Below are 13,260 nucleotides of genomic sequence, written 5' to 3'. Positions count from 1 at the left end.
GCATGGACTTCGCGTTCAGTGAGGAGCAGGAGGAACTGCGGCGCACGGTAAGGGCGTTCCTCGCGGACACCTCCCCCGAGACCGAGATGCGGCGCCTGATGGAGACCCCGGAAGGCTTCGACCGGGCACTGTGGCGTCGGATGGGAACGGAGCTCGGTCTCCAGGGGCTTGCCGTCCCCGAGGAGTACGGCGGTGCGGGGTACGGGCCGGTCGAAGTCGGCGTGGTGATGGAGGAGTTGGGTCGGGCATTGCTGTGCGCGCCGTTTCTCGCCTCGGCCGTGCTGGCGACCACCACGCTCCTGCGCTGCGACGACGAGGACGCCCGCAAGCGGCTGCTGCCCGGCCTTGCCTCCGGCGAGCTGGTCGGGACGCTGGCCCTGACCGAGGGCTCTCCCCCAGGCCCTGGCGGTCCGGGAGGTGCCCCCACCCGCTGGGACGCCGAGGGGATCCGGCTCACCGCCCGTGAGTCGGCGGGGAGTTGGCTGCTGACCGGGCACAAGATGTTCGTGCTCGACGGCGCCGCCGCCGATGTCGTCCTCACCGTGGCCCGTACCGGCGAAGGCATCGGCGTGTTCTGGGTGGACGGCGACGCGGCCGGGTTGACCCGTGAGCCCCTGCCCACGATGGACCCCACCCGCAGGCAGGCACACCTCGAGTATCACGACGTACCGGCGACCCGGCTCCGTACGAGCGGTGGCGACGGCTGGGACCTGGTGTCGGAGGTGCTCGACCGGGCCGCTGTGGCGCTCGCCGCCGAGCAGGTCGGAGTGGCCTCCCGCGCGCTCGACATGGCGGTGGAGTACGCCAAGGTGCGGAACCAGTTCGGGCGGCCCATCGGCTCCTTCCAGGCCGTCAAGCACCTCCTGGCGGACGTCCTGCTGGAGGTGGAGTCGGCCCGTGCCGCCGCGCACTACGCGCTGCTCGCGGCCGAGAACGAGGACCCGGAACTGCCCGCCGTGGCAAGCCTGGCCAAGGCGTTCTGCTCCGATGTCTGTCTGCACGCGACGGCGGAGAACATCCAGGTCCACGGGGGCATCGGCTTCACCTGGGAGCACCCGGCCCACCTGTATCTGAAGCGGGCCAAGACATCACAACTGCTGTTCGGCGATCCGGCGTACCACCGGGAACTGCTCGCACAGCGCATCGGGTTGGACAGCGGTACGAACGTGGTCGGAGGAGCGGTATGAAGGTCGACGGGAAGCTCAACGTGTGGCGTACCGCCGAGGTGGTCGAGGAGGCCCGGCACCACGAGAAGGCCGGCTACGACGGCCTGTGGGCCTCGGAGTCCAAGCACGACCCCTTCCTGCCGCTGCTGCTGGCGGCCGAGCACACCGACCGGCTTGAGGTCGGTACGGCCATTGCGGTGGCCTTCGCCCGCTCGCCCATGCAACTCGCGTACACCGCCCACGACTTGCAGACCTATTCCGGCGGACGCTTCGTGCTGGGCCTAGGCAGTCAGATCAAGCCGCACATAGAGCGGCGTTTCGCCATGCCCTGGAGCCGGCCCGCGGCCCGTATGCGGGAGTACGTGAGTGCGCTGCGTGCCATCTGGGCCGCCTGGAACGAGGGCGAGAAGCTGGACTTCCGCGGCGACTTCTACACGCACACGCTGATGTCCCCGTTCTTCTCTCCCCCTCCCGCTCCTGGCGGCGCGCCCCAGGTCTTCGTGGCCGCCGTCGGGGAGGCGATGACCCGGGTGGCGGGCGAGGTGGCGGACGGACTTCTCGCGCACGGCTTCACCACCGAGCGGTATCTGCGGGAGGTCACGCTCCCGACCGTCGAGGCCGGGCTCGCGAAGTCGGGCCGTACGCGCGGCGACTTCTCCGTCTCCCATCTGCTGCTGACCGCGACCGGCCGGACCGAGGAGGAGCTGGCCCGCGCGGTGGACGGCACCCGGCGCCAGATCGCGTTCTACGGCAGCACGCCCGCCTACCGCGGTGTCCTGGAACTGCACGGCTGGGGTGAACTCGGCGACGAGCTCAACGCGTTGTCGAAGTCGGACCGCGCCGACAAGTGGGAGGCGATGGGCGGGCTCGTCGACGACGACGTACTGCACACCTTCGCCGTGGTGGCGGAGCCGGAGCGCGTGGCGGCCGAGATCCACCGCCGGTACGGGGCGCTGGTCGACAGGGTGTCCTTCTACACCGCGTACGAGATCGACGCCGAGGTGTGGGAGCCGATCGTGCAGGAACTGCACGGCAGCTGACGGCTGTCTGTCAGTCGGTCACCGTCTGTCAGCCGAGCAGGTCCAGGACCGTCGTCATGGACCTGCTCTGCAGCAGATAGTCCTCGGCCTCCTGGAGGTGGACGCGCCACAGCTCCTCGGCGGCCTCGGCCCGGCGGGCGGCCACCAGCTCGACGAGCGCGCCATGGGCGCGGAAGCCGCGGCGGTTGGCCCGTATGTTCTCGGGGCTGCCGGCGTCGAGGTCGACGTGGGACCAGTTCGCCTGGTCGATGATGTGCCGGACCATGCCGTTGAGGACGCTCAGCGTCTCGTTGCCCGCGAGTTCCACGACGAGCGCGTGGAACTCCATGTGGGCACGGATGAAGGCCGACGGGTCGTCCATCAGCGCCTCGGCCTCGGTGACGGCGGCCCGCAGTCGCTCCAGGTCCTCGTCCGTGCGCCGCTCGGCGAGCAGCCCGGCGCACGGCGCCTCGATGACCGTACGGGCGTCGTACACGTCCTTGAGGGTCGTACCCCGGTATTCGAGGACCACTCCGGCGTAGCGGGCGGCGACGGTGCCCTCCGGGATCTGCACGCGCGCCCCGCCCCTGGCTCCCCTGCGCACACTGATCAGCGACTCCGACTCCAGTACCCGGAACGCCTCGCGCAGCGTCGGCCTGGAGACGGCGAACTCCTCCATCAGCGCCGTCTCGGCCGGCAGCGCCTCCCCCTCAGTCAGCTCCCCACGCACGATCTTGCGGCGCAGTTGTGCCGCCACCAGCTCGGCCATCTTGGGGACCCGTACCGGCGTGTTCGTCACCGCGCCCACCTCCACGCTCATTCGGTTGTCGGTCGCTCATGTCTCGTGTCCGGCACGAAGTACGGGAGCGTGATCGCGTCCGTGTACGGCCGGAAATCCACGCGTACGCGCATGCCGATGACGACGTCGTCCGGATCACCGGCGTCGACGTGCGAGAGCAGGGTCGCGCCGTCGTCGAGGTCGATCACGGCGAGCGCGAAGGGTGTGTCGAAGCCGGGGCCGGGCGCCCGGTGAACGACGGTCACTGAGTAGACGGTCCCGCGGCCCGTGCTGGGCACGTACCGCCAGTCCCGGGACATACAGCCGGGGCAGGCGGGTTCGGGCACGAAGAAGCGCAGGCCGCAGCTCGTGCAGCAGGGCACGACCAGGTCTCCACGACTCGCTGCGTCCCAGAACGGCCGGGACAGCGGGGTGGGGACGGGTACGGGCCGGCTCATCGGGTCCTCCCCAGCACGCTCATCTCGTAGTGCTGCGCCCCGGATCCGGCGTTGCCGACGACCGCCAGCTCCGCGCCCTCGACCTGGTGCACCGCGCTGCCGCGCAACTGGCGCACGGCCTCGACGACCTTGAGTGTCATCTGCTGCGTCCCGTTCCACGCGTATGCCAGGCAGCCGCCGTCCGGATTGACGGGATGCTTGCCGCCGACGGCGATGGCGCCACTGGCTGCCAGCGGTCCCCCCTCCCCCTCGCCGCACAGGCCGAGGATCTCCAACTGCCTGATGATCTCGAAGGAGTTGGGGTCGTAGAGGGAGAACACGTCCACGTCGTGGGGGCCGATGCCGGCCATCGCGTAGGCGCGGGCGGCGGCGTCGCGGCCGAGTTGCCCGACCTCCCAGTGCAGCGCCGGATTGGCGTACGCGGCCTGGTGGTACTCCATGCCTCCGCCGAGTACGGCGACGGGCGGGTGGGGCAGGTCGCGGGCTCGTTCGGCGGTGGTCACCACGAGTGCGGCGCCGCCTTCGCCGACGATGCAGCAGTCCAGCAGGTGGAAGGGTGTGGCGACCATGCGGGAGGCGAGCACGTCGTCGGCGGTGTACGGGCCGCGGCCGTACATCATCGCCTCGGGGTTGGTCGTGCCGTTGTTGCGGATCGTCGTGGCGACCTCGGCCAACTGGCGGGCCGTGGTGCCGTATTCGTGCATGTGCCGTGCCGCGACCAGCGCGAACTGCGCGACCACGTAGCTGCCCCACACGTCGGCGAACTCCAGCGGTACACCGGCCCCGACGGGGCCTGCCCCGCGGGCGACCAGCTTGCAGCCGCCGACCACGACGGTGTCCGCGAGTCCGGCCCGTACGGCCGCCGCCGCTTTCAGCAGGCCCCGGGAGCCCGCGTTGTCCAGCATCGAGTCGCTGGTCCAGCGCAGGTCCCTGCCGAGCATGCGGGCCCATGAGCTGCCTTCGCCGGGTACGCCGCCGGGGCCTGGCCAGTCGACCTGGGCTCCGTCGACGTCCGCCGGGGTCAGCCCGGCATCGGCGATCGCTCCGGACACCGCTTCGAGGGCGAGATCCATGGCGTCACGGTCGGGGAGGCTCAGCGCCTGTTCGGTGGCGTGGACGCCGACCACCACGGGCACGCGGTCGTTCACGAGGTCACCGTCCCGCGCCCAGCGTGTCGCCGCCGGGATAGCCGCCACCGCCGAACCGCTCGTCGAGTGCCTCGTAGTCCTTGGCGAAGTCCTTGGTGCGGGGCAGGGCCTCGACGAACTCCACCGTCTTCGGCTTCTTGTACGAGGCGATGCGCGACCGGCAGTGCTCGACGATGTCCGCCGCCGTGACCGGGTCGGCGCCTTCCCGGAGCACCACGACGGCCTTGACGTCCTGGGCCCAGCGTTCGTTGGGCACGCCGATCACGGCGGCCTCCTTCACCGCGGGATGGGACTCGACGCAGTTCTCCACCTCGGCGGGGAAGATGTTCTCGGCCGCCGACTTGAGCATGCGGGTCGTCGTCCCGAGGAAGCTGATCGTGCCGTCGGGCTCACGCCGTCCGAGGTCGGTGGTGTGCCACCAGCCGAAGCGGAAACGCTCCTCGTTGATCTCCGGCCGGTTCCAGTAGCCGAGGTGCACGAGGTCGCCGCGGACGCAGATCTCGCCGGCCTCGCCGATCGCGCACTCCTCGCCGGTGCTGTCCAGGATGCGTACGGCACTGAAGGGTCCCGGGCGTCCCGCGTTGCCGGTGCCCGAGCCGCCGTGGGCGCCGGTCACGGCGAACCCGGTCACCTCGGTCTGCCCGTAGCCACGGCCCTCGCCACCGCCGTTGCGGGTGAAGCGGCTCTGGTCGGTCGGCACGGTGCCCTGCCACAGGGGTGCGGCGACGCTGGCCCGCAGATGGGATAGGTCGTGGCCTGCCTCGCGGTTCAGGGCGACGAGCTGCGCGATGGTCGGGGGCATCAGATACGCGTGGGTGCACTGTTCCGCCGCCAGCAGCGGGAGCAGTTCCTCGGCGATCACGCGGCGGACGATGACGTTCTTGCCGCCGTGGACGAAGGCCGGGACGCCCCAGAACTGGTAGTTGCCGATGTGGAACATCGGTCCGGCGCCGAGGAAGGCGGCCTCCCGGCCGATGTCGCCCATCCAGGCGCTGCTCGTACCCATGGCGAGCAGGTTGCGGTGCGAGAGCATCGAGCCGGACTGCCGTCCGGTGATCGCGGCGGTGTAGATGACCAGGAGCGCGGAGTCCGGGTCGACGTCGATGGACGGGTCCTCGGGCGATCCGGAGGCCAGGAAGGACTCGTACGACTCGGGGCCTTCGGTGTCGTGTCGCAGCCACAACGCCCGGTGGTCGCTGCCCAGTTCGGCCCGCGCCTTGCCGACCGTGTCGCCGATCTCCTCGTCCTGCCAGACGACGACCTTGGGGTCGAAGTCCTCGACCGCGAACGCCATTTCGGGGGCTGCCCACCGCCAGTACCCGGGACAGACCATGGCTCCGGTCTTCGCCGCGGCACCGAGCAGCTCCCAGATCCGGAAGGAGTTCTGTCCCAGCCACAGGATGCGGTCGCCCGGCCCGACCCCGGCATCCGTGAGGGCGTGGGCGAGCCGGTTGGTGCGCTCGTCCAACTCGGGCCAGGTCAGCCGGACTTCGCCGTCCACGAGGGCGACGCCGTCGGGGAAGGACCTTCGGTGCTCGCGGATGATGTCGCCGAGCGTCATGCGGCGGGCGGAATGCATGCTCATGGCTCCAAAGGCTTCGGAAGGTGAGGGTCAGACGCGGCCGATGCCGACACCCTTGACGTTGATGAACTCCTCCAGGCCGGCCTTGCCGCCTTCCCGTCCGAATCCACTGAGGCCGACGCCGCCGAAGGGCGTGGCGGGCGAAGTGATGGGATTCGGCCCGGGGTTGACGTAGACGGTGCCGGCCCTCAGACGCGGCACCAGGCGGTTGACGCGCGCGATGTCACGGGTCTGGATGTAGGCGGACAGGCCGTACTCGCTGTCGTTGGCCAGGGCTACCGCCTCGTCCTCGGTGTCGAACGGGGTGATGGCCAGGACCGGGCCGAAGATCTCCTGCTGGGCGAGGTCGCTGCGGTTGTCGACGTCCGCGAAGATCGTCGGGGACACGAAGTAGCCGTCGGAGTCGATGCGTTCACCGCCGAACACGAGTCGGCCCGTGCCTCCCTCGACGGCCTTGTCGATCACGCCTTGGACCCGGTCGCGGGCGGCTTCGTTGATGAGGGGTCCTATGTACGTCGTCGGGTCGAGCGGATCGCCGACGGGCAGGTGGGCCACGACCCCGGTGACGCGCGCGACGACCTCGTCGTAGACCGGCCGCTCGACCAGCAGCCGGGTGGGCAGCGCGCAGCCCTGCCCGGTGTTGCTCATGGCGAAGGCGGCGCAGTACGGCACGACGGTGTCCAGGTCGGTGTCGGCGAAGAGCAGGTTGGCAGACTTGCCGCCCAGCTCGAACACGACGGGCTTGAGGCTCAGGGCCGCGTCGGCCATGATGCGGCGCGCGGTGGCGGGTCCGCCGGTGAAGGAGATCTTGTCGACCCCGGGGTGCGTCACCAGGGCGGCGCCCGCGTCGCCGAGCCCGGTGACGACGTTGATCACACCGTCGGGGATGCCCGCCTCTCGGGCGAGATCGGCGAAGAGCAGCGCGGAGAACGGTGTCGACTCGGCCGGTTTGATGACCACGGTGTTCCCGGCGGCGAGCGACGGCGGGACCTTCATCGCCAGCGACAGGGCGGGCGAGTTCCAGGTGATGATGTGGCCGATGACGCCGTAGGGCTCGGCGATGGTGTATTCGACGTTCTCGTGCGGGCTGTAGGCCGCGCCGACCATGCCCTCGATCTTGTCGGCCCAGCCGGCGTAGTACTCGGTCCACTCGGCGACGTGCGGTCCGACGCTCGAAGCCCAGCCGCCGATGCAGACGCCGTTCTCCAGCGGGCAGATCGCGGCGAAGTCGGCGATGTGGTCCCGGAGCAGCTGGGCGAAGCGGGTGAGCAGTCGGCGGCGCTCGGCGAAGCGCATGGTGCCCCACACCTCGAAGGCCTGGCGGGCGGCGGCCACGGCCCGGTCCACCTCGGCGGCACCCGCGAGGGGGATGAGCGCCTGGACCAGGCCGGTCGCCGGATTCCTGTGCTCGTAGAGGCCACCGCTGGTGTCGGTGATGTCCTTGCCGCCGATGACCAGCCTCGGCTGCGGCAGATCGTGCTCGGCTCTGTCCTGGTGCAGTTTCACATCGACCGTGACCACGGATGCCTCCTTGAAACCGTCCGGCGCCGTCCGCGCATCCAGGCTAAATAGCTAACCTATTTAGCCAAGGTAGTCAATGACTGAAGCAATGACTGGAGCACGTCCCGCCCCACGGGCTCACAGTCCGAGCGACCGCCCGATGATCTCCTGCATGATCTCCGAGGTCCCGCCGAACACCCGCTGGACCCGGCTGTCCCGCCAGATGCGGGCGATCTCGTACTCGTTGACGTAGCCGTAGCCGCCGAAGAGCTGCATACAGCGGTCGATGACCTCCCAGCCGGTCTCCGAGGTCCAGTACTTGGCCGCGGCCGCCTCTTCGGGGGTCAGCTCGCCCTGGAAGAGGGCCATGATGCAGCCGTCCACGTAGACCCGGGCGACGCCCAGCTTGGCCTTGATGTCGGCGAGGGCGAACCGGTTCGCCTGGAACTGTCCGATCGGCTGCCCGAAGGCCGTACGGGTCTTGGCGTACTCCAGCGCCAGCTCGTAGGCGCGCTCGGCCGCGGCGAGCGAGGAGACGGCGATGGCCAGCCGCTCGGTGGGGAGGTTGCCCATCATGTGATAGAAACCGCGCCCCTCCTGCCCTATGAGGTTCTCGACGGGGACGCGGACGTCGTGGAAGAACAGTTCGGCGGTGTCCTGGGCCTTCATCCCGACCTTGTCCAGCTTGCGCCCGCGCTCGAAACCCTCGGTGCCGCGCTCGACGACGATCAGGCTGATGCCCTTGTGCCCGGCGTCCGGGTCGGTCTTGCAGGCCACGATGACCAGGTCGGCCAGGATGCCGTTGGTGATGAAGGTCTTCGAGCCGTCGATGACCCATTCGTCGCCGTCCCGGCGGGCGGTGGTGCGGATGCCCTTGAGGTCGGACCCGGCGGCCGGCTCGGACAGCGCGAGCGCGCAGATGGTCTCGCCACTGACCACTCCGGGCAGCCAACGGGCCTTCTGTTCCGGGGTGGTGAGGTGCATCAGATAGGGCGGAATGACGTCGTTCTGCAGCCCGAGGCCGATGCCGACCGAGCTGGTGGCGGCCATCTCCTCCGCCATGATGGCGTTGTAGCGGAAGTCCCAGATCCCCTGCCCGCCGTACTCCTCCGGGAACTGCCAGCCGATGAGCCCGGCCTTGCCCGCGGCCGCCCACGCGGCCCTGCCCACCTGGCCGTCCCGCTCCCACCGCTCGGTGTTCGGGGCGCATTCACGCAGGTAGAAGGTGCGGGCGGTGTCCCGGAACAGCTCGTGCTCCGCGGTGAAGATCGTACGGCGCATGCTCGACTCCACTCATGCATCTCGCTTATTTAGCTGAAGTAGTTATACGATAGCGCTGTATCGGTGGCTGGGCGAGGGAGGGCGCGTGAGCGTACGGGACAAGGTGGCACTCGTCACCGGAGCGGGCCGCGGCATCGGCGAGGCGATCGCCGACCGACTCGCCGCCCAGGGGGCCTCGGTCGCTGTCTGCGACCTGGACCAGGAGGCCGCAGTGAAGGTCGCCGCCGGACTCGCCGAACGGCATTCCGTCCACGCGACGGGCGTCGGCGTGGACATCTCGGACAGCGTGGCCGTGCGCTCGGCCGTCGAGCTGGTGAACGCCGAACTCGGCCCGGTGGACATCCTGGTCAACAACGCGGCCGTCGACGTCATCGGCCGCTTCGTCGACAGTACCGAGGAGACCTGGGACCGGATCATCGCGGTCAATCTGCGGGGCACCCTCACCATGACCAGGGCCGTGCTCGACTCGATGACCGAGCGCGGCGGCGGCCGGATCGTCCTCATCGCCTCGGACGCCGGCCGGGTCGGCTCGTCCGGCGAGGTGGTGTACTCCGCCACGAAGGGCGGGGTCATCGCCTTCGGCAAGGCACTGGCCCGCGAGGTCGCCCGGCACGGCATCACCGTCAACAGCGTCTGTCCGGGGCCGACCGACACCGCCTTGCTCGGCCAGGTCGCCGAGTACAGCCAGAAGATGTACGACGCGACCGTGCGGGCGATCCCGCTGCGCCGCGTCGCCCGGCCCACCGAGATCGCCGGAGTGGTGGCCTTCCTCGCGTCCGACGACGCCGCCTACATGACCGGGCAGACGCTCTCGGTCAGCGGCGGCCTCACGATGGTCTGAGGTGAGCACCGTGCTGAACGTCGAACTCCGCGACAGACTCGCCGTGTTGACCCTGGACCGGCCCGGACAGCTCAATGCCGTCGGCTCCGAAACGGTCGACCGGCTCGCACAGGCACTAAACGACGTACGCGACAACGACGACGTCCGCGCCCTGGTCCTGACGGGAGCGGGCCGCGCCTTCTCGGCCGGGGCCGACATCAGCGAGATCGAGTCGTTCACGGCACCCGGGCAGTTCCGAGCCTTCGTGGAGCGCCTGACCGATGTGTACGCGCTTCTGGAGGAATTCCCCAAGCCGTCGGTCGCGGCCGTCCACGGGTTCGCGTTCGGCGGCGGTCTCGAGCTGGCGCTCGCCTGTGACCTGCGGGTCGTTGAGCGGGGTGCGCGGCTCGGCCTGCCCGAGATGAAGCTCGGCGTTCTGCCGGGCGCGGGCGGCACACAGCGGCTGCCGCGACTGCTGCCTCCCGCGATCGCCAAGCAGATGATCCTCACCGGCGAGCCGATCGACGCGGAACGGGCCTGGCAGCTCGGTCTGGTCAACGAACTGACCGAGCGCGGCGGAGCACTCGCCGCCGCCGAAGCGCTGGCGGCCACGCTGACGGCCGGGGCACCGCTGGCGCTCGCGGCGGGCAAACGGCTGATCGACCACGGGCTCGGCATGGACCTGGAGACGGCGATCGCGTACGAGCGCGAGACCGTCTCCGTGCTGTTCTCCACCGAGGACCGGGCCGAGGGGCTCAAGGCTTTCCGCGAGCGCCGCCCAGGAGACTTCCGCGGCAGGTAGCGGGCGTCCCGGACGACTCACCCGACAGATCCCTGACTGATCCCGACTGATCCGAACCGGTGTGGAGGTGGTGGACCGTGCGGCCACTGGAGGGCATTGCCGTCGTCGAGCTGGGCATGTGGGTGGCGGCGCCTGCCGCTGCCACCATGCTCGCCGACTGGGGCGCCGATGTGGTGAAGGTGGAGGCTCCGACCGGTGACCCCAACCGGTACACCCTCCGGCACGTCGGTCAGGACATCGACAGCGCGCCCCCGTTCGAGACCGACAACCGCGGCAAGCGCGGGATCGTCCTCGACCTGCGGTCGGACGAGGGCAAGGACGCGTTGGAGCGGCTGCTGGAGCGCGCCGACGTCTTCGTCACCAATCTCCGCCCCGGCGCCCTGGAACGCCTGGGCCTGGCACCGGACGAGCTAAGCGCCCGCCATCCCCGCCTGGTCATAGGCACGTTGACGGGCTACGGCTGGACGGGCGCCGAGCGCGACCGGGCCGGATACGACGTCTCCGCCTTCTGGGCCCGGCCCGGCATCGCCGCCATGCTCAACCCGGCCGGAGAGCCGCCGCCCGGCATCCGCCCCGGCCTCGGCGACCGTACGGCGGCGTCCAACCTGGTGGCGGGGGTGCTGGCCGCCCTGCTGCGGAGAGGTCGCACGGGTGAGGGCGGCGTGGTCGACGTGTCGCTGCTCCGCTCCGGCACGTACGCCAATGGCAACGACCTGGCCCTGCAGAACTTCTTCGGCAAGCGCGGGCGTACCCGACACCGCACCGAGCACGAGTCCCCGCTCTACAACTCCTACCGGGCCTCCGACGACCGCTGGTTCTGGCTGGTCGGTCTCGAGGGCAACCGCCACTGGCCCGGCGTCGTCAAGGCACTGGGCCGCGAGGACCTGGCGACGGACGAGCGGTTCGCGTCCGGCAAGGCCCGGCGTGGCCACGTACGCGAGCTGATCGCCGTGTTCGACGAGGAGTTCGCGCGGCGCCCGCTGGACGAGTGGGCGGAGCGGTTCGACGCCGAGGGCGTGTGGTGGGCGCCCGTGCAGACCCTGGCGGAGGTGTCGGCCGATCCGCAGGCGGAGGCGGTCGGGGCGTTCGTCGAACAGCCCGGCATGGGTGACGCTCCGATGCTGCGGACGGTGGCGACACCCGTCGCCTTCTGGGGCGTCGACGACAAGCCACGCGGGGGCGCGCCGACACTCGGCGAGCACACCGACGAAGTACTCCGCGAACTCAACTGACCCGACAGATCTGCTCAGGAGGTACGGCGTGGGCATCCTCGACGACAAGGTCGCCATCGTCACCGGCGGCGGGAGAGGGCTGGGGCGCGCGCACTGCCTGGCGCTCGCCGAGGCCGGCGCGACCGTGGTGGTGAACGATCTCGGCTCCGGCGTGCACGGCGAACGGACGGGCGACTCCCCCGCCGACGACGTCGTCGCCGAGATCACCAAGCTCGGCGGCCGGGCCGTCGCCAACCACGCCTCGGTGACGGACTGGGCTGCGACCGAGACCATGGTCGCGGACACCGTCGCGGAGTTCGGCCGCCTCGACATCGTCGTGAACAACGCGGGGATCGTGCGCGACCGCATGCTGTTCTCGATGAGCGAGGCCGAGTTCGACGCGGTGATCGCCGTGCATCTCAAGGGCACCTTCGCGCTGACGCGGCACGCCTGCGCGTACTGGCGCGAGGCGTCGAAACGGGGTGAGCGTGTCGCCGGCCGCGTGATCAACACGACGTCCGGGACCGGCCTGTTCGGCAACCAGGGCCAGTCCAACTACGGCGCCGCGAAGGCCGGGATAGCAGGGCTCACCGTCCTGACCGCCCTGGAGATGCGCCGGTACGGCGTCACCGCGAACGCCGTGTCACCGATCGCGGCCACGCGGATGACGGACGGGCTGGACGTCGGCGCGTCCCTCCAGGCCGTCGACGGCTTCGATCCGCGCGATCCCGCCAACGCCTCCGGTGTCGTCGTCTACCTGGCCTCCGACACCTCGGCCTGGCTGACCGGCCAGGTCCTGCGCATCGAGGGCAACCGGCTGAACCGCCTGCAGGGCTGGACCGTCGCCGGCGTCCACCCCAGCCGGTCCGGCGAGGCACTCACGTACGACGAACTCGTCGACGCCGTGCCGCAGTTGTACGGGGTCGCCCCCGCCGGCCGGGCCACCGGAGTGGGCCAGTGAAGGCCCGAGGCAGCCGGGGCGGCCACGACGTCGCCGCACTCGTGCTGCGCGCGACGCTCGGCCCGATGCTCTTCGCGCACGGCTGGAACAAGGTCGCCGGGCCGGGCGGGCTCAAGGGCACGACGGGCTGGTTCGAGGCACTCGGCCTGAAGCCGCCCGAGGTGCACGCCCGGATGGCCGCCGGGACCGAGATGGCGGCGGGCGTGGGCATCACCCTGGGCGCGGCCAACCCCCTCCCGGCGGCGGCAGCCGTCGGCCTGATGGCCGTGGCGGCCCGGACCGATCACCGCGGCAAGGGCTTCTTCGTCTTCAAGGGCGGCTGGGAGTACGTCGGTGTCGTGGGCGGCGCGGCCGTCGCACTGGCGGCGCTGGGCAACGGCAGGTACTCGCTCGACGGGCTGCTGCGACGCCAACGCGCGGGTGTGGGGCCCGCGTTGCTGGCCGCGGGCATCGGCACGGCGAGCGCCGCCGCACTGCTGGCCGTGTGTTACCGGCCGGAGCGGAAGCCGGACGAGACACAAACAGATCACTGAA

The 13,260-nt window shown here is 70.5% G+C and carries 13 protein-coding genes; 7 read left to right on the top strand and 6 right to left on the bottom strand.

Annotated features, from left to right (window positions below):
* The first annotated feature begins 2 nt into the window (after positions 1 to 2).
* Positions 3 to 1,187, top strand: coding sequence for an acyl-CoA dehydrogenase family protein (locus tag ACN20J_RS46640; protein ID WP_419668425.1), 1,185 nt, complete (start codon positions 3 to 5; stop codon positions 1,185 to 1,187).
* Complete coding sequence (locus ACN20J_RS46635; RefSeq protein WP_419668424.1) at positions 1,184 to 2,206, top strand: LLM class F420-dependent oxidoreductase; 1,023 nt, start codon at positions 1,184 to 1,186, stop codon at positions 2,204 to 2,206. Before ACN20J_RS46640 ends, ACN20J_RS46635 begins: the two co-directional genes overlap by 4 nt.
* 28 nt (positions 2,207 to 2,234) lie before the next feature.
* Here ACN20J_RS46635 and ACN20J_RS46630 read toward each other — a convergent pair whose 3' ends face one another.
* The 6 genes from ACN20J_RS46630 to ACN20J_RS46605 all read right to left on the bottom strand — a co-directional run bounded on the left by ACN20J_RS46630 (position 2,235) and on the right by ACN20J_RS46605 (position 8,932).
* On the bottom strand, positions 2,235 to 2,984 hold the full coding sequence (locus ACN20J_RS46630) for a FadR/GntR family transcriptional regulator (protein WP_419668423.1): 750 nt from the start codon (positions 2,982 to 2,984) through the stop codon (positions 2,235 to 2,237).
* A gap of 17 nt (positions 2,985 to 3,001) precedes the next feature.
* Positions 3,002 to 3,421: a Zn-ribbon domain-containing OB-fold protein gene (locus tag ACN20J_RS46625; protein WP_419668422.1), complete on the bottom strand. Its 420-nt coding sequence runs from the start codon at positions 3,419 to 3,421 to the stop codon at positions 3,002 to 3,004.
* Entirely contained in the window at positions 3,418 to 4,569 is a 1,152-nt protein-coding gene (locus tag ACN20J_RS46620; RefSeq protein ID WP_419668421.1) for a thiolase family protein, read from the bottom strand. The genes ACN20J_RS46625 and ACN20J_RS46620 overlap by 4 nt, the downstream gene beginning before the upstream one ends.
* Before the next feature lie 4 nt (positions 4,570 to 4,573).
* A complete protein-coding gene (locus ACN20J_RS46615) occupies positions 4,574 to 6,154 on the bottom strand; it encodes an AMP-binding protein (protein WP_419668420.1) in 1,581 nt (526 codons plus the stop codon).
* A gap of 27 nt (positions 6,155 to 6,181) precedes the next feature.
* Positions 6,182 to 7,672, bottom strand: a complete 1,491-nt coding sequence (locus ACN20J_RS46610; RefSeq protein ID WP_419668419.1) for an aldehyde dehydrogenase family protein — start codon at positions 7,670 to 7,672, stop codon at positions 6,182 to 6,184.
* Between the two features lie 117 nt (positions 7,673 to 7,789).
* Positions 7,790 to 8,932, bottom strand: coding sequence for an acyl-CoA dehydrogenase family protein (locus tag ACN20J_RS46605; protein ID WP_189842926.1), 1,143 nt, complete (start codon positions 8,930 to 8,932; stop codon positions 7,790 to 7,792).
* A gap of 85 nt (positions 8,933 to 9,017) precedes the next feature.
* Between ACN20J_RS46605 and ACN20J_RS46600 the strand changes: the two genes are divergently transcribed.
* The 5 genes from ACN20J_RS46600 (at position 9,018) to ACN20J_RS46580 (ending at position 13,259) form a co-directional block, all read left to right on the top strand.
* A complete protein-coding gene (locus ACN20J_RS46600; protein WP_189842927.1) occupies positions 9,018 to 9,773 on the top strand; it encodes an SDR family NAD(P)-dependent oxidoreductase in 756 nt (251 codons plus the stop codon).
* Position 9,774: 1 nt separating this feature from the next.
* On the top strand, positions 9,775 to 10,554 hold the full coding sequence (locus tag ACN20J_RS46595) for an enoyl-CoA hydratase/isomerase family protein (protein ID WP_189842928.1): 780 nt from the start codon (positions 9,775 to 9,777) through the stop codon (positions 10,552 to 10,554).
* Between the two features lie 77 nt (positions 10,555 to 10,631).
* Positions 10,632 to 11,786: a CaiB/BaiF CoA transferase family protein gene (locus ACN20J_RS46590; RefSeq protein WP_189842929.1), complete on the top strand. Its 1,155-nt coding sequence runs from the start codon at positions 10,632 to 10,634 to the stop codon at positions 11,784 to 11,786.
* Between the two features lie 28 nt (positions 11,787 to 11,814).
* A complete protein-coding gene (locus tag ACN20J_RS46585) occupies positions 11,815 to 12,726 on the top strand; it encodes an SDR family NAD(P)-dependent oxidoreductase (protein WP_361886933.1) in 912 nt (303 codons plus the stop codon).
* Positions 12,723 to 13,259 carry a DoxX family protein gene (locus ACN20J_RS46580; protein WP_361989119.1) on the top strand — a complete coding sequence of 179 codons (537 nt, stop codon included), beginning with the start codon at positions 12,723 to 12,725 and terminating at the stop codon, positions 13,257 to 13,259. Before ACN20J_RS46585 ends, ACN20J_RS46580 begins: the two co-directional genes overlap by 4 nt.
* Position 13,260: the final 1 nt, after the last annotated feature.

Origin of the sequence: Streptomyces sp. 2-1, assembly GCF_048564895.1 — a bacterium.
GTDB lineage: Bacteria > Actinomycetota > Actinomycetes > Streptomycetales > Streptomycetaceae > Streptomyces > Streptomyces phaeochromogenes.
Note: the sequence above shows the minus strand (reverse complement) of the source record. Positions and strands in the feature narration are given on the sequence as shown.